21 protein-coding genes are annotated in these 18,810 nt (G+C 73.8%); 11 read left to right on the top strand and 10 right to left on the bottom strand.

The features are described 5' to 3' along the window. Positions 1–128: 128 nt before the first annotated feature. On the bottom strand, positions 129–1,307 hold the full coding sequence (locus tag J3486_RS39305) for an MFS transporter (RefSeq protein WP_207828796.1): 1,179 nt from the start codon (positions 1,305–1,307) through the stop codon (positions 129–131). 89 nt (positions 1,308–1,396) lie between these two features. On the opposite strand from J3486_RS39305, the gene J3486_RS39310 reads away from it, so the two are divergent. From J3486_RS39310 to J3486_RS39320, 3 genes are all read left to right on the top strand, one after another. After that, positions 1,397–2,401 (top strand): ArsR family transcriptional regulator, encoded by a 1,005-nt coding sequence (locus J3486_RS39310; protein ID WP_207828797.1) that lies wholly within the window; start codon positions 1,397–1,399, stop codon positions 2,399–2,401. 148 nt (positions 2,402–2,549) lie between these two features. Beyond that, positions 2,550–3,425 carry an undecaprenyl-diphosphate phosphatase gene (locus J3486_RS39315; RefSeq protein WP_207828798.1) on the top strand — a complete coding sequence of 292 codons (876 nt, stop codon included), beginning with the start codon at positions 2,550–2,552 and terminating at the stop codon, positions 3,423–3,425. A 342-nt stretch (positions 3,426–3,767) separates the two neighbouring features. After that, complete coding sequence (locus tag J3486_RS39320; protein WP_207828799.1) at positions 3,768–4,136, top strand: DUF6221 family protein; 369 nt, start codon at positions 3,768–3,770, stop codon at positions 4,134–4,136. A gap of 30 nt (positions 4,137–4,166) precedes the next feature. Here the strand turns inward: J3486_RS39320 and J3486_RS39325 are convergent, their stop codons facing one another. Next, entirely contained in the window at positions 4,167–5,393 is a 1,227-nt protein-coding gene (locus J3486_RS39325) for an erythromycin esterase family protein (protein ID WP_207828800.1), read from the bottom strand. Between the two features lie 79 nt (positions 5,394–5,472). Here J3486_RS39325 and J3486_RS39330 point away from each other — a divergent pair, with 79 nt between their 5' ends. Continuing rightward, positions 5,473–6,234 carry a TioE family transcriptional regulator gene (locus J3486_RS39330; RefSeq protein ID WP_207828863.1) on the top strand — a complete coding sequence of 254 codons (762 nt, stop codon included), beginning with the start codon at positions 5,473–5,475 and terminating at the stop codon, positions 6,232–6,234. On the opposite strand, the gene J3486_RS39335 is transcribed toward J3486_RS39330, so the two are convergent. Further along, positions 6,231–6,971 carry an alpha/beta fold hydrolase gene (locus J3486_RS39335; RefSeq protein ID WP_207828801.1) on the bottom strand — a complete coding sequence of 247 codons (741 nt, stop codon included), beginning with the start codon at positions 6,969–6,971 and terminating at the stop codon, positions 6,231–6,233. The two genes, J3486_RS39330 and J3486_RS39335, sit on opposite strands and share 4 nt — an antisense overlap. 101 nt (positions 6,972–7,072) lie before the next feature. Between J3486_RS39335 and J3486_RS39340 the strand changes: the two genes are divergently transcribed. Next, entirely contained in the window at positions 7,073–7,921 is an 849-nt protein-coding gene (locus J3486_RS39340; RefSeq protein ID WP_229379337.1) for a helix-turn-helix transcriptional regulator, read from the top strand. 15 nt (positions 7,922–7,936) lie between these two features. Here the strand turns inward: J3486_RS39340 and J3486_RS39345 are convergent, their stop codons facing one another. After that, positions 7,937–8,647, bottom strand: coding sequence for an SDR family NAD(P)-dependent oxidoreductase (locus J3486_RS39345; protein WP_207828803.1), 711 nt, complete (start codon positions 8,645–8,647; stop codon positions 7,937–7,939). A gap of 101 nt (positions 8,648–8,748) precedes the next feature. Here J3486_RS39345 and J3486_RS39350 point away from each other — a divergent pair, with 101 nt between their 5' ends. Together J3486_RS39350 and J3486_RS39355 are read left to right on the top strand one after the other, a co-directional pair. After that, complete coding sequence (locus J3486_RS39350; protein WP_207828804.1) at positions 8,749–9,588, top strand: helix-turn-helix transcriptional regulator; 840 nt, start codon at positions 8,749–8,751, stop codon at positions 9,586–9,588. Between the two features lie 90 nt (positions 9,589–9,678). Continuing rightward, positions 9,679–9,852, top strand: a complete 174-nt coding sequence (locus tag J3486_RS39355; protein WP_207828805.1) for a hypothetical protein — start codon at positions 9,679–9,681, stop codon at positions 9,850–9,852. Between the two features lie 19 nt (positions 9,853–9,871). Here the strand turns inward: J3486_RS39355 and J3486_RS39360 are convergent, their stop codons facing one another. Together J3486_RS39360 and J3486_RS39365 are read right to left on the bottom strand one after the other, a co-directional pair. Then, the gene (locus tag J3486_RS39360; RefSeq protein ID WP_207828806.1) at positions 9,872–10,612 is read right to left on the bottom strand and encodes an SDR family oxidoreductase; all 741 of its coding nucleotides are present in this window, start codon (positions 10,610–10,612) and stop codon (positions 9,872–9,874) included. Between the two features lie 19 nt (positions 10,613–10,631). Then, on the bottom strand, positions 10,632–11,297 hold the full coding sequence (locus tag J3486_RS39365; RefSeq protein ID WP_207828807.1) for a hypothetical protein: 666 nt from the start codon (positions 11,295–11,297) through the stop codon (positions 10,632–10,634). A gap of 318 nt (positions 11,298–11,615) precedes the next feature. On the opposite strand from J3486_RS39365, the gene J3486_RS39370 reads away from it, so the two are divergent. Continuing rightward, positions 11,616–12,092: a nuclear transport factor 2 family protein gene (locus J3486_RS39370; protein ID WP_207828808.1), complete on the top strand. Its 477-nt coding sequence runs from the start codon at positions 11,616–11,618 to the stop codon at positions 12,090–12,092. A 115-nt stretch (positions 12,093–12,207) separates the two neighbouring features. After that, positions 12,208–13,788, top strand: coding sequence for an apolipoprotein N-acyltransferase (gene lnt / locus J3486_RS39375; RefSeq protein WP_207828809.1), 1,581 nt, complete (start codon positions 12,208–12,210; stop codon positions 13,786–13,788). A gap of 27 nt (positions 13,789–13,815) precedes the next feature. Here the strand turns inward: lnt and J3486_RS39380 are convergent, their stop codons facing one another. Both J3486_RS39380 and J3486_RS39385 read right to left on the bottom strand, forming a co-directional pair. Next, positions 13,816–14,721, bottom strand: coding sequence for a Gfo/Idh/MocA family protein (locus J3486_RS39380; protein WP_207828810.1), 906 nt, complete (start codon positions 14,719–14,721; stop codon positions 13,816–13,818). A 92-nt stretch (positions 14,722–14,813) separates the two neighbouring features. Further along, entirely contained in the window at positions 14,814–16,040 is a 1,227-nt protein-coding gene (locus J3486_RS39385) for an FAD-dependent monooxygenase (protein WP_207828812.1), read from the bottom strand. Positions 16,041–16,141: 101 nt separating this feature from the next. On the opposite strand from J3486_RS39385, the gene J3486_RS39390 reads away from it, so the two are divergent. Together J3486_RS39390 and J3486_RS39395 are read left to right on the top strand one after the other, a co-directional pair. Further along, the gene (locus J3486_RS39390; RefSeq protein ID WP_207828814.1) at positions 16,142–16,765 is read left to right on the top strand and encodes a TetR/AcrR family transcriptional regulator; all 624 of its coding nucleotides are present in this window, start codon (positions 16,142–16,144) and stop codon (positions 16,763–16,765) included. An 89-nt stretch (positions 16,766–16,854) separates the two neighbouring features. After that, on the top strand, positions 16,855–17,313 hold the full coding sequence (locus J3486_RS39395; protein WP_207828816.1) for a hypothetical protein: 459 nt from the start codon (positions 16,855–16,857) through the stop codon (positions 17,311–17,313). A gap of 15 nt (positions 17,314–17,328) precedes the next feature. Here J3486_RS39395 and J3486_RS39400 read toward each other — a convergent pair whose 3' ends face one another. Together J3486_RS39400 and ung are read right to left on the bottom strand one after the other, a co-directional pair. Further along, positions 17,329–17,919 (bottom strand): hypothetical protein, encoded by a 591-nt coding sequence (locus tag J3486_RS39400; RefSeq protein ID WP_207828818.1) that lies wholly within the window; start codon positions 17,917–17,919, stop codon positions 17,329–17,331. A gap of 103 nt (positions 17,920–18,022) precedes the next feature. Beyond that, a complete protein-coding gene (ung, locus tag J3486_RS39405) occupies positions 18,023–18,706 on the bottom strand; it encodes a uracil-DNA glycosylase (RefSeq protein WP_207828819.1) in 684 nt (227 codons plus the stop codon). Between the last annotated feature and the right edge of the window lie 104 nt (positions 18,707–18,810).

The following is an 18,810-nucleotide window of genomic DNA, read 5'->3' on the forward strand; positions in this document are numbered from 1 at the left end:
CGATCAGCACTCCATCGGTGGCTCGGTGGTTCGGATGCCTGCCGTCCGCCAGGGATAGCAAGCGCTTTCTCCGGGGTCGAAACTACGTGCCGCGGTCTTCGAGGGTCAACAGGTCTGCGCGGCCCGGGTCAGGCCGCCGCGGCCACCGGGACCGGCCCCCGCAGCCCCCGCCCGAGCCCCAGCGTCCCGCCCACCGACACCACCGCGAGGACCACCATCGCCGTCGCCGGGGACAAGGCCTGGGCCAGGGCGCCCGCCAGGAGGGCGCCCACGCCCTGCGTCGTCAGCATGCCCGCCGTGTGCAGTCCCAGGGCGTGGCCGCCGAGTTCGTCGGGGGTGAGGGCCACGAGGCGTTCCTGGAGGAGGAGGCTCGCGGAGTAGCCGACGGAGGCGAGGGCCACCGCGAGGAGGGCTACGGGGAGCGCCGGGCGGATCGCGAAGACCAGGTACGGGGCGGCCAGGAGGAGACGGAGGGGCGCGCCGAGGCGCGCGCGCAGGCTCGGGGACAGGAAGCGGCCCGTGACGATGTCGCCGGCGAGCATGCCGAGCGCGGCGCTCGCGAGGAGCAGGCCCGCGTGCGCGGTGTCGTACGGAACGAACAGGGCCTCGCAGCCGACGATCAGGCCGTTGGGGACCCAGAGCGCGAGATAGACGTAGCGGCGCGGAACCGAGGACCACAGGCGGGCGTTGCCGCGCATCGTCTCGCGCGGGGACGGGCGCCCGGTGGCCCGGGGCGGGCGGGCGGACAGGCCGAAGCGGGACGTCGCCGCCGACAGGACGTACAGGGCGACGGCGATCAGCAGGGTGCCGCGCGGCGAGAGCACGGTCACGAGGAGTCCGCCGAGCGCGTAGCCGAGGATCTGGCAGATCCCGGTGCTCATGTTCAGGACGGAACGGCCCAGCAGATAGCCGTCCTTGTCGAGGATGTCGGTGAGCAGGCCGTAACGGACGCCGCCGCCGAGCGCCGAGGGGACGCCCTGGAGCAGGACGACGGCGAGGGCGGCCGCGGTCGGCAGGCCCGGCACCGTCTGGAGGAGCGTCGCGGCGGCCAGGAAGAGGGAGAGGCCGGCGAGGGCCGAGCGCGGGGGCAGCCGGTCGGCGGCCGAGAGCAGGGTGAGCGCGCCGACGACCTGGGCGAGCGAGGGGCCGAACATGGCGAGGGCGGACAGCAACGGGGAACCGGTGGAGGCGTAGACGAGCGCGCCGAGGGCGAGGCCGCTGACCGTCTGGGCGGCGACCTGCAGCGAACAGGCGGCGAAGAACGGCCGGTATTCGGGAGCAGCGAAGAGATCGCGGTACGTACGCATGGAGGGAGGCTGCGCCGGTGCCGCCGTTCGGCGTTAATGTTTCGCGGTACGGCGAAACGAGAGCCGAGAGATGCGGTCCGGAGGTCGGTGTGGGGATCTGGCAGGTCGACGCCGACACGCTCGCGAGCAGCCGGTTCGTCGTGTCGACGCTCGCGGAGGCCACGGCGAGCCTGAAGAAGCTCGCCGCCCCCACGGCCGCGCACCCCGGCGAACGGCGCTGGCTCGACACCCACCTGCCCGCCTACCGCGCCCGGCTCGCCGCGGACCCGGTCACCGCGGCGCTGATCCGGGCCGCGCTCGGCGCGACCTGGACCGCCGACTTCCTCACCGTCACGCCGTACGGGCGCGAGGCCCTGGACCTCGACGAGGGTCTTGCCCGGATCGCGGCGGCCCCCTCGGACACCGTGCGGGCGGACCTCGCGGTGTCGTCGCCGGGCCCGCTGCCGCCCGCGCTCGCGGCCCGCGACGATCTCGCCGAGCGCGCCGCGGCGCTCCTGGAGTGGGTGTGGCGGGCGGCGGTGCTGCCGGAGTGGCCGCGGCGGCGCCGGGTCATCGAGGCCGATGTGGTCGCGCGGACCAGGGAGTTGACGGTCGGCGGCTGGGCGGCGGCGTTCGGCGCGATGCGGCCGACGATGCGCTGGCTGGGCGAGGGGCAGTTGCGGATCAACGCCCACGACTATCCGCCGCGGGACATCTCGGGCGCGCAGCTGCTGTTCGTGCCGGTGACGCCGCGGCAGGGCTGGGTGTCCTGGCCGGAGCCGGTGCCCGGTTCGCCGGAGCCGCCCGACCGGTACGCGATCGTCTACCCGTGCGCGGGCGCGCTCGCCGACGCGGGCCGGGTCGCGCCGCCGGACGCGCTCGCCGCGCTGCTGGGGACGGCCCGCGCCCAGGTCCTGGTGCTGCTCGGGCAGCCCCTCACGACGACCCAGCTGGTGGCGCTGACCGGGCAGGGGCTCGGTTCGGTGGGCCGGCATCTGAAGGTGCTGCTCGACGCCCGGCTCGTGGGCCGCCGCCGGGCCGGGCGCTCGGTGCTGTACTTCCGCACGCCGACCGGGGACACCCTGCTGTCGGCTCAGCGTGAGACGGATGTCTAGCTATTGTCGCTGTCCCGTCACTTTCGGGGGCTACAGTGCCTGACGCGTGCGGCCGTGACGGATGTGACGAAAGCACACATGTCCCCGCACGTCCGGCGCGTTCGCACCGCCGGCCCCTGTCCCCGGCCCCTGGATCGCGTACTCCTTCATGTCTTGGTTCGAATCATTCATTCTCGGACTCGTCCAGGGGCTTACGGAGTTCCTGCCGATCTCGTCCAGCGCGCATCTGCGGCTGACGGCGGCCTTCGCCGGCTGGAGCGACCCGGGGGCGGCGTTCACCGCGATCACCCAGCTCGGCACGGAGACCGCGGTCGTCCTCTACTTCCGCAAGGACATCGCGCGGATCATCTCCATGTGGTTCAGGTCGCTGACCGACCGGACGCTGCGCGGTGACCACGACGCGCAGATGGGCTGGCTGGTGATCGTCGGCTCGATCCCGATCGGTGTCCTCGGCGTCACGTTCAAGGACCAGATCGAGGGCCCGTTCCGCGATCTGCGCCTCACGGCGACGACCCTGATCGTGATGGGCGTCATCCTCGGCGTCGCGGACCGCCTCGCGGCCCGCGACGAACTGGGCGGCCGGCACCGGGCCGTCCGCCCCCGCAAGGAACTCAAGGACCTGTCGGTCAAGGACGGCCTGATCTACGGCGTCTGCCAGGCGATGGCCCTGATCCCCGGCGTCTCCCGCTCCGGCGCCACGATCAGCGGCGGTCTCTTCCTCGGCTACACGCGCGAGTCCGCGGCCCGCTACTCGTTCCTGCTCGCCATCCCCGCCGTGCTGGCCTCCGGCGTCTTCGAACTCAAGGACGCGAGCGAGGGCGGCCACGTCTCCTGGGGCCCGACGGCCCTCGCGACCCTGATCGCCTTCGGCGTCGGGTACGCGGTCATCGCCTGGCTGATGAGGTACATCTCCAGCAAGAGCTTCATGCCGTTCGTGTACTACCGCGTCGCGCTCGGCGTCGCGCTGATCGTGCTGGTGAGCGTGGGGGTGCTGAGTCCGCATGCGGCGGAGTCGGCGGGCTGAGGGGCCCGCACCCGTGCGCCCCGGCCCGGTCGGCAGGGTGCCCGCCCTCGCGCGCCCCGCGCGCCCCGCACGCCCCGCCGGGTCGTCAACCGGCGGGGCGCATTCGAGCAACCACCAGTCGCAGCGGGACTGTTGGACGACGCTCACCGTACAACCGGGCACTGACAATCCCCGGTGCCCGCCCGCACCGAGGTGAGGCCCGAAGCCGGGAGGCAATCGAGAAGACGTGGCCCGCCACCGCCGCATACAGTCGACGCGTACCGCCGAACCCGCCCGGGAGACCGACCCGGCCCGTCCGCGCGGAGGCCGAGAAGACGAAGCCCGCAGCCCAGGAGCCGCCCGATGGATGACCTCACCAAGTGGCTCGGCGCCCAGCTCGACGAGGACGCGCGCGCGGCGAGCAGTTGGCACACGCTCGAATGCGACATCCACGCCTACCTCGAAGGCGACGCGGAATCCGTGAAGGCGACCATGGCGATGTTCCACGCGGCGCCGGGCGCCGTCTGCGACTGCGACGTGCCGGCCCGGGTGCTGCGCGAGGTCGACGCCAAGCGCAAGATCGTCAACCTGATGTCGGGCCTGCTGGCCACGGCGGACGGCGGCGCGGAGGCCGGCCCCTACGGCGGGCTCGGCGCCGCCGAGGACACCCTCCACCTGCTCGCCCTGGCCTACGCGGACCGGCCCGGCTTCAACGAGGAGTGGCGGCGGTGACGTTCACTCGCCTGCTCCCCTTCCGCCCCTTCAGGCCACCGGAACCCGCGGCACGTCCTTGACGAACACCACCCCCTGCCAGTCCGTCACATGTCCGGGGTCCAGCGGCGCGTAGCCGAACCAGGGTGACTCGCGTCGTGCGAGCGTGGCGGCGGCCAAGGCCGTCGTCAGGTGCGCGGGGTCGATGAGGGTGCGGTGGTCGGGGAGTTCGTAGAGGCGGCCTTCGAGGGTGTCCGGGGGCGGGGTGTCCACGCCCTGGTGACGGAGGGTGCCCAGCGCCATGGCGACGAAGGCGTACTCCTCGCCCAGGTGGGCCGCCGCGAGGGCGCCCGCGCTCCACCACTCCAGGAGCGGGTGGTCCCAGATGCGCATGCTGCTGCGGTGGCGCTGGAGGTGGGAGTTGTGGGCGAAGACCAGGGTGGGGCCGCGGTCGGCGAGGGCGAGGAGGTTGTCCGCCATCATCGCGTCGCGCACTCCGAGGAGCCGGGTCATCCGGCTCGGCGCGGGGTCGGCCATGCCGTGGTGGTAACGCAGCAGGCCGACGGCGGTACGGGCGTGGAGGCGCGCCCGGTGCCAGTCCTCGCGGGAGCCCGCCGGGAGCAGCTGCGGGGTCTGCGTCGCCAGGAGGGATGTCAACTCGTCGGCGAGTACACGGAGGGCGACGGCCCGTTCCGACCTGCCCGGGGAGCGGGACGGGTCCGTCATCGCCTCCGGTTCGGTCCAGCGCGCGTCGGCGCCGAGCAGTTCGTCGAGCGTGTCCTCGGTGCACGGGAGCAGCGCCGGGTCGACCCGCGCCGCGAGGTAGCCGTGGAGCGCGGTGAGGGCCTGCCGGGGGCTCTCGGCCCCGGTGATCTCCAACGGGCCGTCGAACCCGGCGAAGCGGACCTGCTCCGGCGCCGGGCGGTGCTCGTTGTACGCGCGCATCCAGCGCACGAGGTCGCGGTTGGCCGCGGACGCCCCGAAGCCGTGGCTGAAGCCGCGCTCCATGACGTCGTCGAGGGTGCCCGCGCCGCCGGTGACGTACGCGTCCACGACCAGACCCCGCAGACAGTCGCTCTCCATCGCGACGGCCCGGTAGCCCTCGTCCTCGATGAGCTGCCGGAACAGGTCGTTGCGCAGGAGCAGCAGCTCGTCCTCGCCGTGGGTGGGCTCCCCCAGGGCGAGCAGCCGCGGCCGGGCCGGGAGCAGCCGCATCAGCGCGGCCGCGCCGAGCGGGAGGGCGGATTCCTTGATGCCTGTGCTGTCGTGTGCTGCCATGCCTTCAACGCTATCGTTGAACCTTCGGTGGAGACTTTTGGAGACCACCGCAGAGTTCTACCGGGACTGGGCTGGTGACGTGGCAAGGAACCCTCAAACGGAGCGTCGGCTGCGGCCTGTCGATCTCGCCCGGCCGCACGGGCTGTCGACGCAGGCGATCCGGAACTACGAGGAGGCGGGCATCCTCCCCGCCGCCGACCGGACGCCGCACGGCTACCGCACCTACACGCCGCTGCACGCCGTCGCCCTGGACGCGTTCCTCGCCCTGGTCCCGGGGCACGGTCATGCGACGGCGACGGCGATCATGCGGGCGGTGCACGCCGATACCGTCGACGACGCGCTGCGGATCGTCGACGAGAGCCACGTCCAGCTCCTCGACGACCGCAGGACCCTGCGGGACGTGGAGCGTGCCCTGCGCGGCCTGGAACCCGTGGCCGCCCCCTCCGGGCCCGCCGTCCGGTTCATCGGGCCGCTCGCCAAGGAGCTCGGCATCCGGCCCGCGACGCTGCGCAAGTGGGAGCGGGCCGGGTTGGTCCGGCCGCGGCGCGACCGGCAGACCGGGTACCGCGTCTACGACGAGGCCGCCGTGCGGGACGCCCGGCTCGCGCATCAACTCCGGCGCGGGGGTTATCTGCTGGAGCAGATCACCCCGGTCATCGACCAGGTACGGGCAGCGGGTGGGACCGGGGCCCTGGAGGCCACCCTGCGCGACTGGCAGGACCGGCTGACCGCGCGCGGGCGCGCGATGCTGGCCGGGGCCGCGGCCCTCGACACCTATCTGCGCGCGGTGCCCGGCGCCGCAGGAGGACAGAAGTCCCGGGACGCCCGTGAACCTGCCTAGGCAAGGAAGTCCCTTACCAGTTGGGCCAGTTCCTCGGGGCGTTCGGCCCGTGCCACGTGTCCCGAGTCGAGCTCGGTGTAGGAGCTGCCGGGTACGGCGGCGTGGATCTCGCGGGAGAGGTGTACGGGGATCAGCGCGTCCTGGGTGCAGCCGACGACCAGGGTCGGGGCCTGGATCCGGGGCAGCAGATCGCGGATGTCGAGCCGCAGCACCAGTTCCAGTTGCCGGGCCCGGCCCGCGGGGCGGAAGGCGGCGGCCAGTTCGTCGAGCGCCTCGGGGCTCAGGCTGTTGAGGTACGCCCCGCTGAACGCGGTCAGCATCGCGAAGCGGGCGAACGTCTCCTCACGGTCCAGGAGTTCGAGCCAGACCCGCATCGCGTTCTGCACGTACGCGTCCTCGGTGTGGCCGCAGCCCGCCACCGGGACCGCGCGGCGCACCAGGTCGGGCCGGGTCGCGGCGAGGGAGAGCGTCACGACGGCCCCCAGGGAGTGCCCCACCACGTCGACGGGGCCGCCGCCGAACTCCTCGACGACCGTGGCCAGTTCGTCGGTGAGTCCCGCCACGGTGAGCGGCTCCCCGGTGTCCGCGACCGGGTCGCTGCCGGAGAGGTCGGGGAGGATCACGGTGTACCGGTCGGTGAAACGGGAGACCATGTCCTGCCACGTCACCGAACCGGGGCCGGCGCCGTGCACCAGGACAAGTCCGTTGCCTTTTCCTTCAGTTCGCCATGTCGTCATGGCGACGAGCCTGGCAGCGCACGCCGCGCGTGAGGAGCGGACCGCTTTCCCTAGGACCGGCGGTCCTTGGCTGCACGGCGGCGGGCAGGATGGGCGGCATGATGAACCGCGCCGAACTCGCCGACTTCCTGCGCCGGTCCCGGGAGCGCCTGCGCCCCGAGGAGGTCGGCCTGACGGCGGGGCCGCGCCGCCGCACGCCCGGTCTGCGCCGCGAGGAGCTGTCGCAGCTGGCCGGGATGTCGGCCGACTATCTGATGCGGCTGGAGCAGGCGCGCAGCCCGCAGCCCTCCCCGCAGATCCTGGCCGCGCTCGCCAAGGCGCTGCGGCTGAGCACCGACGAACGCGACCACCTGTACCTGCTGGCCGGGCACCGTCCGCCCGCGGGGCCCCTCGCAGGCAACCATGTGCGACCCGGGCTGCTGCACCTGATGGATCGGCTGGCAGGCACCCCGGCCCAGCTGCTCAGCGACCTCGGCGACCTCCTCGTGCAGAACGAGCAGGCCGAGTCGTTGTTCGGCTGCACCTGCACGGTGGAGGAGGAGAACCGCAACCTGGTCTGGATGTGGTTCACGATGCCGATCGTCCGTGAGGCGTATCCCGAGGAGGAGCACGATCCGCACGGCCGGGAGCACGTCGCCGATCTGCGGGCCGCCGTGGCCCGCCGGGGCGCGGACCCGACGGCCCTGGCCCTCGTGGACCGGCTGCGGGACGCCAGTGCCGAGTTCACCGCGCTGTGGGAACTGCACGAGGTCGCGGTCCGGCGCACCAGCCGCAAGCGGCTGCGGCACCCGGTGGTGGGCGCGATGGAGTTCGACTACGAGGCGTTGCTGACCCCGGCCGAGGACCAGCGCCTGGTCATCTACACCCCGCCGCCGGGCTCGGCGACGTACGAGGCGCTGGAGCTGCTGCGCGAGGTCGGGCCGCGGACGGCGCACCGCAGCCACCGCTGATCCCGCGGCCCGGGCTCACCAGGGCACGGGCCCGGACGCGTCGAAGAAGCCGCCCGTCGGCCCCTCGGGGCCGACCTGGGCCATCCGGACGATGATCTCGGCGCCCTCCTCGACGGTCTGGGTGCCCGAGTTGCCGTTGAGGTCGGTCTTGGTGAAGCCGGGCTCGACGGAGTTGACCCGGATGTTCGGGAACGCCTTCGCGTACTGCACGGTGAGCATGTTGACGGCCGTCTTGGAGGCCGGGTACGCGATGCCCGGGTAGAAGCTCGCGGGCGCGGCCGGGTCGGTGATCAGGGCCATCGAGGCGAGGCCGCTGGCGACGTTCACGATGACGGGCGCGGCGGAGCGGTTCAGGAGCGGCAGGAACGCGTGGGTGACGCGGAGCGTGCCGAAGACGTTCGTCTCGAAGAGCGGGCGGAGCGTGTCGACGGTCTCGTCGGCGGGGGCGACGATGCCGTTGTCGGCGGTGCGGCCCTCGACGCCGGCGTTGTTGACGAGTACGTCGAGAACACCGCCGTCGGCCTCGACGGTGCGGGCCGCCGCGGCGACGGACTCGTCGTCGGTGACGTCGATGACGACGTGCCGGGCGCCGAGCTCCTGCGCGGTGCGGCGGCCGCGCTCGGCGTCGCGGCTGCCGATGTAGACGGTGTGGCCTGCCTCGACGAGGCGGCGGGCGGTTTCGCGGCCGAGGCCCTTGTTGGCCCCGGTGATGAGTGTCGTGGTCATGGATCCAGCGTCCGCCGCGGCGGTCCGGCCAGCCAGCCGTCCCGTCTTCCTGGGACTCCTGGTACCAGGAAGTTCCGTACGGGAGAGGGCAGAGTAGGGGCATGAGCAACGACTTCGGGGCCGCCGTGCGCAGGTGGCGGGATCGCGTCCGGCCCGAGTCGGCCGGGCTCACCCCCGTCGGGCAGCGGCGGGCGGCCGGGCTGCGCCGCGAGGAGCTGGCGCTGCTCGCCGGGATCTCCGCGGACTATGTCACCCGGCTGGAACAGGGCCGCGCCAGCCACCCCTCGGACCAGGTCGTGGAGGCGCTGGCCCGCGCGCTGCGGCTGTCCGAAACCGAGCGTGAGCATCTGTTCCGGCTCGCGGGTCTGGTGCCGCCGGGACGCGACCGGGTGCCGGGCGCGCTGACGCCGAGCGTGCACCGTCTCCTGGAGCGGCTCGCCGGGACGCCGGTCGCCGTCTTCGACGCGGCCTGGACGCTGCTGCTGGCGAACCCGCTGCACACGGCGCTGCTCGGGGAGCGGCCCGCCTGGCGCGAGCACCGGCGCAACGGCGTGTGGTGGACCTTCACCGGCGCGCCGGGGCGGGTCCGCCAGAGCCCGGAGGAGCGCCGCGCGACGGAGGTGGCGCTGGTCGCCGATCTGCGGGCGACGGCGAGCCGCTATCCGGCGGACCCGGAGCTGTCGGCGCTGGTGACGGAGTTGCGGGCGGCCAGTCCCCGGTTCGCCGAGCTGTGGGCGTCGGGCACGGTGGGCCGGCACGTGGCGGCCCGCAAGACCGTCGACCATCCGGACGTCGGCTCGCTCACCCTGGACTGCGACATCCTCACGGTCGCGGGCGACGACCTGCGGGTCATGGTGTACACGGCCGAGCCGGGCACCACGGACGCGGACGCCCTCACGCTGCTCGCCACCCGCGTGGTACCGACGCTGGCGGCCGTCTGATCGCCAACTGCCTTACAAAACCGATCACTTGATGGAGTCGTCCGCTCGCCCAGGGTTCACATCCGGTCGCACGGCGCATAGCCTTGGCACATGCCACCCGCCACATCCCACCCCGTGCGGTCTGCCGACGAAGTGAACGAGCAGATCCGCGGACTGTGGCTGCGCGCCGGCGGTCGCCTCACGGCCGAGCAGCGCGCGCAGTACGAGCACCTGGTCACCGAGTGGGCCCAGGCCGTGCGCGCCGGGGTCGTCGAGGCAGCCTGACCCCGGCGCGCACCCGGACTCAGCGTCCGCCCGCCACCCGCAGCACCGTTCCCGTCGTGTACGCGGCGTCCGCCGACAGCAGCCAGGCGATCGCCGCGGCGACCTCCTGCGCGCTGCCCGCGCGGCGCAGCGGCAGCCCGCCGGCCATCCGCTCGGCCCGGTCCGGGTCACCGCCCATGGCGTGGATCTCGGTGTCGATGATGCCCGGCGCGACCGCGTTGACCCGGATCCCGGCGGGCCCGAGCTCCTTGGACAGGCCGACGGTGAGCGTGTCGACGGCGCCCTTGGAGGCGGCGTAGTGGACGTAGTCGCCGGGGCTGCCCAGGGTCGCCGCCGCCGAGGACAGGTTCACGATGGCACCGCCGCCGGCCGCGGTCATGTCGCGGGCGGCGCGGCGGCAGCAGAGCAGGACGCCGAGGACGTTGACGTCGACGACCCGGCGCAGGTCCTCGGTGCGCGCCTCGACGAGCGGGCCGAACGCTCCGGTGACTCCGGCGTTGTTCACCAGGCCGGTGAGCGGGCCGAGTTCGCCCTGCGCCTCGTCGAACAGCCGCTCCACGTCGGCCTCTTGGGACGTGTCGCCCCGCAGCACGGCGCAGCGGACCCCGGTGGCCCGTACGGCGTCGGCGGTGCGCTGCGCGGCATCCTTGTCGCGCACGTAGGACAGGGCGACGTCGTGACCGTCCTGCGCGAGTCGCAGCGCGGTGGCGGCGCCGATGCCTCGGCTGCCACCGGTGACGAGGGTGACGGTGCGGTTCAAGCGGTCCTCCCGGAAGTGATCATGTCGCGCGCGGCGCACCGTACCAGCGCCACTTGTCGACCCGTTCCCTGCCCGGCAGTTCACCGCGGCCCGTGACCCACAGCAGCGTCGGCCACGGCGCCGCCTCCTCGGGCGCGTCGGGGAAGAGGCGGTGCAGGACGCGGGCACACAGCGCGGCGGGCGGCTCGAAGGGGACGCCGAGGCCGAGCGCCATGTCGTGGGCGTGCAGCAGGGTCTCGACGACCCCCATCGCGGCGAAGCCCTCGGGGTCGGAGACACCGAAGATGTGGAAGGCGCGGGTGTTCGGCGGGGTGGCCCGGACGACGGCGACGAGCAGTCCGCCGCACGCCTCGACGGCCTGCATCAGGCCGCCCACGCCGCGTTCGACGTCGGCCGTGACGGTGTTGGCCGGGCCCTGCGGGCGGCGCCGGCTGAACCCGAACGGCTCCTCCTCGTCCAGCGAGGGGGCGAGCGACCCGATCCGCGCCGCGTACGCGAACAGGTCGTCGGCGAGATGCTCGCCGGTCTCCCAGCACGTCCACTCCAGGGACCCGGCGGGCACGTGCCAGTCGGCCCCGGACGCGGGCCGCAGGGCGGCGACGGTGATCTGGACCGCTTCGGCGACGTCGTCGGCGGTGACCGGCCCCGGCCCTTCGGGCGATGGTGTGTTCGACGGTTCTGACATGGGGCGACCGTAGCAGCGAGCGCTGCGGCCGCCCCGCGGATGTCCGGGTGCGGGACCCGCGTCAGCCCTTGCCCTGCCCGGCCTTCTTGGCGATCCGGCGCCGCTGACGCGGTGTCAGACCCTTGCGGCCCGTCTGCTTCAGGTAGTTGTCCTTGCGCGTGGAGTTCTTCATCAACTGCCTCCGTGGTACGCCGAGTTGAGGAGCACGTCGAGGAACGCCGGAGACGCCGGTCGGCTCCGGTGGGCGCATGGTACTGACGTACAGCCGGGTGGCGCACGACTCTTGGCTGTGCGCATCGGGGGCTCGACACTGACTCGATGACGCAGCGTGTGGAACTCGCGACCGTCCTCGACCGGCTCGCCGTGGACGAGCTGGTGACCGACTACGCCGTGGCCGTGGACGACGGGGACTGGGCGGCGTACCGCGCCCTGTTCGCGCCGGACGGTCGCGCCGACTACCGGGCGGCGGGCGGTGTGGAGGGCGGCGCCGAGGAGATCGCCCAGTGGCTGACCCGGACCATGGAGCTGTTCCCGATGCGCCAGCATCTGATCGTGAACCGGCGGCTGCGGTTCGGGAGTCTCGACCGGGACGTCGGCGACACGGCGCGGGTCCAGGCCGACTACATCAACCCGATGCGGTTCTCGGGCGGGGACGAGGGTGGGGCACCGGACTTCGTCTGCGGCGGCCGGTACGCGTTCGGGCTCGTCCGTACGCCCATGGGCTGGCGGATGCACCGGGTGACCGTCCACGAGAAGTGGCGGCGCGCGCCGCGGCGCTCCACCACCGGGGGGTGACCACTGCGCCATCTCGCGCAGTGCCCTCTGTCGTTGATCCTCCCCTGCGCGCACACTGAGGAGACGGGCTCGTGACAGCTGTCGCGGGTGTCGTACGAGGTGGGAGGCACGGCGCATGACGGGATGGCGGCAGTGGCTCGACGCGTCGGCCCGGTGGCACGGCGCCGCGGCGCTCGGCACGGGCGCCCTGCCCGCCCTGGCGTTCCCCGCGCCGTCGCTGTGGTGGTTCGCGTACGTGGCCCTCGTCCCCTGGATGCTGCTGGCGCGCTCGGCGCCGACGCCGCGCCGCGCGGCCCTGGTCGGCTGGCTGGGCGGTCTCGGTTTCATGCTGGCGGTGCACCACTGGCTGCTGCCGAGCCTGCATGTGTTCACGGTCGTCCTCGCCGCGCTGCTCGGCGCGTTGTGGGCGCCGTGGGGGTGGCTGCTGCACCGGCTGCTGCACACCGGGCCCTCGCCGCGGCAGGCGGCGGCCGCCCTGGTCGCGGTGCCCTCGGCGTGGCTGATGGTCGAACTGGTCAGGTCCTGGCAGGGCCTGGGCGGCCCGTGGGGGCTGCTCGGGTCGAGCCAGTGGCAGGTGACGCCCGCGCTGCGGCTCGCCTCGGTGGGCGGGGTGTGGCTGCTGAGTCTGCTCGTGGTGGCCGTGAACACGGCGGTCACGCTGCTCGTGGTCGCGCGCGGCGCCCGTACTCCGGCGGTGGCCGGGCTCGTCACGACCGCCGTGGTCACCACCGTCGCGTGGGCCTGGGCGCCACGCCCGCAGACCGACGGCACGGCGCGTGTCGCCGTCGTCCAGCCCGGTGTGATCGACGGCGCCGACAGCGCCGCGCGCCGCTTCGACCGCGAGGAGGCGCTGACCCGACGGCTGGCGGGCCGGGACGTCGACCTGGTGGTCTGGGGCGAGAGCAGTGTTGGCTTCGACCTGGCCCAGCGTCCCGACCTGGCACGCCGTCTGGCGACGCTCTCCCGGACGGTCGGCGCGGACATCCTGGTCAACGTGGACGCGCGCCGACCGGCCTCCGACGGCGGCGCGGCGGGCCGGGGGATCTACAAGAGTTCGGTCCTGATCGGCCCCGACGGGCCGACCGGGGCGCGCTACGACAAGATGCGCCTGGTCCCGTTCGGCGAGTACGTGCCCGCGCGTTCGCTGCTCGGCTGGGCCACGTCGGTCGGCAAGGCGGCGGGCGAGGACCGCAAGCGCGGCACGCACCAGGTCGTCATGGACGTGCGGGACCAAGGAGGCGGCGAGCTGCGCGTCGGCCCCCTGGTCTGCTTCGAGTCGGCGTTCCCCGACATGACCCGCCATCTGACCGAGGACGGCGCCCAGCTGCTGCTCGCCCAGTCGTCGACCTCGACGTTCCAGCACAGCTGGGCCCCCGAGCAGCACGCCTCCCTGGCCGCCCTCCGGGCCGCCGAGACCGGCCGCCCGATGGTGCACGCGACCCTGACGGGCGTCTCCGCGGTCTACGCCCCCGACGGCTCCCGGATGGGGCCGTGGCTCGGCACGTCCGCCGACACGGCCCACGTCTACACGGCCCCGACCGCCCACGGCACCACGCTCTACGTCCGCTTCGGCGACTGGCCGGTGCACGCGGCGATCGGCATCCTGCTGGTCCTGGCGGCGGCGGAGGCGGCCCGTCGGCGCCTCGGCCACTCCGCCACCGAGCCGGCACCCCACGGCGGGGCGAGCGCCCCATAGCCCCGATCGACGCCGGGGCGGCCCGGGTCAGACCCCGCGCCGCAGCACCTCACGCACGACCTCTTCGCACAGCTCGTGCGTGGCGAGCGCGTCCCGCGCGCTGAGCACCTTCCCCGCCCGCACCGCGTCGAGGAACGCCAGCACCACCTGCTCGATCCCCCGCTGCCGGGCGACCGGCACCCAGTCCCCGCGCCGCCGCACCGACGGCTGCCCCTTGTGATCGACGACATCGGCGAGGTTGAGCACCTGCCGCTTGGTGTCCTGCCCGGACACCTCCAGGATCTCCTCGGTCGACCCGCTGAGCCGGTTCATCACGCCGAGCGCGGTGAACCCGTCCCCGGCGAGCTGGAGCACCACGTGGTGGAGCAGCCCGCCCTCGCCGCGCGCCCGCACGGTGACGTCGTCCACGACGCCCGGCACGAGGAACCGCAGCGTGTCGACGACGTGGATGAAGTCGTCGAGGATCATCGTGCGCGGCTCCTCGGGGAGCCCGACCCGGTTCTTCTGCATCAGGATCAGCTCGCGCGGATGCTCGACGCACTGCGCGTACCCGGGCGCGTACCGCCGGTTGAAGCCGACGGCCAGGCTCACCCCGCGCTCCTCGGCGAGCTCCACGAGCCGCACGGAGTCGGCGAGTTCGTACGCGAGCGGCTTGTCGACGTACGTCGCGACCCCGGCTTCGAGGAGCCGCCCCACGATCTCGGGGTGCACGGCGGTCGGCGCGTGCACGAACGCGGCGTCGAGCCCCTGCGCGAGCAGCCCGTCCAGGTCCGTGTGGCGCTGCGCGTCCGGGATCCGGTACTGGTCCGCGACCCGGGCGAGCGTCGCCGGCGTGCGCGTCTGCAGATGCAGGTCGACGCCGGGCTGTGCCGCGAGCACGGGCAGATAGGCCTTCTGGGCGATGTCGCCGAGTCCGATGCAGCCGACCTTCACGTTCCCGTACTCCTCTGTCGCGGTCCCCGTTGCGTGCGTCCGGGCAGCATACGGCGGATGCGGGGCCCGGCGCGGACCGGTGCGGGGCGGCGCTACACCCGCTCGCCCGGCCGTACGTACGCCTCCCGCTGCGGCGGCCGCCAGTCCGCGACGCCGTCCATGCCGCGCAGCAGGAAGGTGGGCCCGAGCAGGCCGACGGCGCGGATCGCGGTGTTGCGCAGGGCGATCGCCGGGCGGTTCCTGAGCAGGTTCAGCCGGCTGACGGTCATGGCCTTGCGGGCGATCGCGGTGGTGCGCGGCTGTCGTACACGCGTGTAGCCGGCCAGGTCCACGGGGGCGTCGGCCGGGGCGTGGTGCGCGAGCACGACCGCGTCCTCGACGGCCTGGTTGCCGCCCTGCCCGAGCATCGGCGCCATGGCGTGCGCGGCGTCGCCGACGAGCGCGACCCGGCCGTGGTGGAAGGCGGGCAGCGGGGTGGCGATGTGGTGGACGTCGTGACGCAGGATCCGCGCGGGCTCCGCCGCGTCGAGGATCGCCGGGATCGGGTGGTGCCAGTCGCCGAACCGGTGCAGGAGCTCGGCCTTCTCGTCGCCTCCGGGCGCCCGCGCGCCTTCCGGGGCGAGCGCGGCGGCATACGCGTAGAGGGTGCCGTCGGCGAAGGGGTGCGTGCCCCACAGCTGCCCGGGGCCCCAGCTCTCGTGCTGCGCGAAGGGGCGCTCCAGCGGCGGTACGAGGAGGCGCCAGGTGGTGAATCCGGCGTACACGGCGCCGGGGTGGCCGGGGAACAGCGCGCGGCGCACCGCCGAGTGGATCCCGTCGGCGGCGACGACCAGCTCGGCCTCGAACGCGTCGTCGCCGGTCGTGACGCGAGCGGGGCGGTCCTGGTCCGCCGGGTCGCCGGCGTCGGCGAGGCGGGCGTCGGACCCGGTGCGCACGACTCCGGCGGGCAGCCGGGCCGCCAGCAGGTCGATGAGGGTCGCGCGGTGCAGCAGGACGAGCGAGTCGCCGAACCGCTCGGCGGCGAGCTTCGGGTCGGCCCGCGACAGCCAGCGCCCGCGCGGGGTGAGCAGCCCGCCGTCGCCCTCCCAGGCGGCCAGCGAGCGGATGTCGTCGCCGAGCCCGACCACATCGAGGGCGCGCTGCGCGTTCGGCGCGAGGGAGATCCCCGCCCCGACCGGCTTCAGCTCGCCCGCCTGCTCCAGGACGGTGACCCGCCAGCCGCGCAGATGGAGCGCGAGCGCGGCGGTGAGCCCACCGATGCCGCCACCGATCACGACGGCGCGGGCCTGCTGCGCGGGCCCGGTCGATGCCGATGTCATGACGCCTCCTTGCGTGCGGAACGGACCACTGCCACTACACCTGTAGTGGCCTCGCGAAGCGACCGTACTACAGCTGTAGTGCCACGCGATAGGGTGCCCCCATGAGCGACCCCTCCGGCTCCACCAACCCCTCCGCTTCCCCCGGGCTCTCCCGCGCCGACCGGATCGCCGACGCGGCCCTGGTGCTGCTCGCGGCACGCGGCATGCGCGGCCTCACCCACCGCGCGGTCGACGAGACGGCCCACCTCCCGCAGGGCTCCACCTCGAACCACGCCCGCACCCGGCTGGCCCTCCTGGAGGCCGCGGTGCGCCGGCTCGCGGTGCGCGAGGGGCAGGTACTGGCCGTGGACGAGCTGCCCGATCCGACGGGCGGGCTGCCGGGCCTGGTCGACGGCATGGCCCTCGCACTGCACCGCTACCTCACGCTCAACCCGCAACTGCTCGTCTGCCGTTACGAATTGGCCCTGGAGGCGACGCGCAGGCCGGAGCTGCGCACCTTCTTCGACGAGACGGGCAGGCAGTTCCGCGAGCCGCTGACCGCGCTGCTGCGCGCGGCGGGCTCACGCGATCCGCACCGGCACACGCTGTCCCTGGTCGCCTGGACGGAGGGAATCATGTTCTCGTGCGTCGCCGGTTCCTTCCACACAGCGCTGCCGAGCCTCGCGGAACTGCGCCAGGGCTACCGGGAGTTGCTGAACGGCCTGCTCGGGGGCACCCCGTCCTGAGTCCTGCCCCGGCCCCGGCCGTCACCCGTGCGGGGCAACCTCGCCGATTACGGTTCCCTGCCGCAGCACGGTCCACCAGAGTTGCCCGGGTGCTCAGAACCCCCAGCTCAGCCGCGCTTCTGCTGACCGTGGCGGCCGCCGCCACCGCCTCCGGATGCGTGAACGTCCACAGCCCGTCCCCTCCGGTCGCGCCCTCGCCGTCCGCGACCGCTCCGGCGCCACGCCCGGAGGGCCACTCCGACGACCGGCCGCTCGTCCAGGGCCCGGCGCGCGAGGCCCTGGAGCGATCCGGCCCGTCACCGCACCACTCCCCCGCCGCACGGTCCACGCCGACACCCCGCGCCCCGGCCCACGAGGCGGCTCGGCCCCCGCGCCCGGCGCCACGCCCCACCACGGCGCCCCGCACCGCAGCACCGAAGGCCGACCGCCCCGCCGCCCCCGCGGCACCGGCGCCGCAGCCCGATGTCTGCGCCCTCGGCCGCCGGTACGGCGGCTGGGACCCGGACAGTCCTCAGGCAGTCATCTGCGAAGGCACGTACGGGAGTTGACCCCACCGGAGCCGTTCAGGAACCGCTGCGCGGCGGCCCGAGCGGCTCCCCGCCGGCCCGGCCGCCACCACCCCCGCCATCCCCGTCCTCCCCGTCCTCCTCGTCGTACCCCGCCGAGCCCGCGCCCGACAGACCCGCCACCTGCCGCTCGACGCGGACGAGCGCGGCCCGCACCCCGGCCGCGTACCCACGGCCACCGTCACCGTCCCGGTCGCCGCCCAGCGCGGCGGCCGCCGTCCGGGCCCGGACCAGATGGCTGCGGGCGGCGCCCGGCCGGGCCAGCTTCACGTAGTCCTGCGCCAGGTTCAGGTGCAGCGACGGATACAGGGCCCGCAGCGCCGGGGAGGGTTCGTCGGCGCAGGAGTCCGCGGCGGACAACGCCCGCAGATCCCACGCCAGTTCGTCCGACGGGTCGGCGTGGGTGTCGGCCAGATAGTGCGCGAGCGTGCAGCGGTGCAGCGGGTCGCCGTCCTCCCCCACCTCGGCCCACAGGCCGAGCAGCCGGTCCCTGGCCTCCTCGCGGTCACCGGCGTGATGCAGCATGACGATCTGCCCGATCCGGGTCAGCAGAGCGTCGTCCGCCGCCTGCTCGCGCTGCTGTGCCACTGCTGCCTCCAAGCTCGGAAACCGGCACCCCCGCCGGTCACGGCTTCCGACGCTAACCGCCCCGGGCCGCGATCCAGGGCAGGCGCGGCCCCGGCCCGTGGCGTCAGCCGAGATCCGGGATGCGCCAGTCGATCGGCTCGTGGCCCTGGGCCGCCACCGCCTCGTTGATCTGCGTGAACGGCTGCGAGCCGAAGAACTTCTTCGCGGACAGCGGCGAGGGGTGGGCGCCCTTCACCACGATGTGCCGCTCCGTGTCGATGAGCGGGAGCTTCTTCTGCGCGTAGTTGCCCCAGAGCACGAAGACCGCCGGATCCGGGCGGTCGGCGACCGAGCGGATGACGGCGTCCGTGAACTTCTCCCAGCCCTTGCCCTTGTGCGAATTGGCCTCACCGGCCCGGACCGTCAGCACCGCGTTGAGCAGCAGCACGCCCTGCTGGGCCCACGGCATCAGATAGCCGTTGTCCGGGATCGGGGTGCCCAGCTCGGCCTGCATCTCCTTGTAGATGTTGCGCAGCGAGGGCGGCGTCCTCACCCCGGGCCGCACCGAGAAGCACAGCCCGTGCCCCTGGCCCTCGCCGTGGTAGGGGTCCTGGCCGAGGACGAGCACCTTGACCCGGTCGTAGGGCGTCGCGTCGAGCGCGGCGAAGACCTCGTCCCGCGGCGGGTAGACGGGACCCTTGGCGCGCTCCTCCTCGACGAACTCGGTGAGCTCCTTGAAGTAGGGCTTCTGGAGTTCCTCGCCGAGGACGCCGCGCCAGGACTCGGGCAGCATCGCGGTGTCGGTCACGTCAACAACCTCCGGGGTACGAGCACTTGCACGGCCGCGCGCGCAGACAGCGCACACGCGGCCGCATCGACACCCAAGAACCTACCGGCGGCCACTGACAATCC

Origin of the sequence: Streptomyces sp. VRA16 Mangrove soil (genome assembly GCF_017377775.1) — a bacterium.
Taxonomy (GTDB): Bacteria; Actinomycetota; Actinomycetes; order Streptomycetales; family Streptomycetaceae; genus Streptomyces.

Excerpts from the sequence above, each read along its gene's own strand:
- J3486_RS39390 (WP_207828814.1), top strand. The coding sequence starts at position 16,142 with ATGAGCGACCCCTCCGGCTCCACCAACCCCTCCGCTTCCCCCGGGCTC.
- J3486_RS39385 (WP_207828812.1), bottom strand. The coding sequence starts at position 16,040 with ATGACATCGGCATCGACCGGGCCCGCGCAGCAGGCCCGCGCCGTCGTG.
- J3486_RS39350 (WP_207828804.1), top strand. The coding sequence starts at position 8,749 with ATGAGCAACGACTTCGGGGCCGCCGTGCGCAGGTGGCGGGATCGCGTC.
- J3486_RS39345 (WP_207828803.1), bottom strand. The coding sequence starts at position 8,647 with ATGACCACGACACTCATCACCGGGGCCAACAAGGGCCTCGGCCGCGAA.
- J3486_RS39340 (WP_229379337.1), top strand. The coding sequence starts at position 7,073 with ATGAACCGCGCCGAACTCGCCGACTTCCTGCGCCGGTCCCGGGAGCGC.
- J3486_RS39335 (WP_207828801.1), bottom strand. The coding sequence starts at position 6,971 with ATGACGACATGGCGAACTGAAGGAAAAGGCAACGGACTTGTCCTGGTG.
- J3486_RS39305 (WP_207828796.1), bottom strand. The coding sequence starts at position 1,307 with ATGCGTACGTACCGCGATCTCTTCGCTGCTCCCGAATACCGGCCGTTC.
- J3486_RS39365 (WP_207828807.1), bottom strand. The coding sequence starts at position 11,297 with ATGTCAGAACCGTCGAACACACCATCGCCCGAAGGGCCGGGGCCGGTC.
- J3486_RS39370 (WP_207828808.1), top strand. The coding sequence starts at position 11,616 with ATGACGCAGCGTGTGGAACTCGCGACCGTCCTCGACCGGCTCGCCGTG.
- J3486_RS39320 (WP_207828799.1), top strand. The coding sequence starts at position 3,768 with ATGGATGACCTCACCAAGTGGCTCGGCGCCCAGCTCGACGAGGACGCG.
- J3486_RS39355 (WP_207828805.1), top strand. The coding sequence starts at position 9,679 with ATGCCACCCGCCACATCCCACCCCGTGCGGTCTGCCGACGAAGTGAAC.
- lnt (WP_207828809.1), top strand. The coding sequence starts at position 12,208 with ATGACGGGATGGCGGCAGTGGCTCGACGCGTCGGCCCGGTGGCACGGC.
- J3486_RS39315 (WP_207828798.1), top strand. The coding sequence starts at position 2,550 with ATGTCTTGGTTCGAATCATTCATTCTCGGACTCGTCCAGGGGCTTACG.
- J3486_RS39325 (WP_207828800.1), bottom strand. The coding sequence starts at position 5,393 with ATGGCAGCACACGACAGCACAGGCATCAAGGAATCCGCCCTCCCGCTC.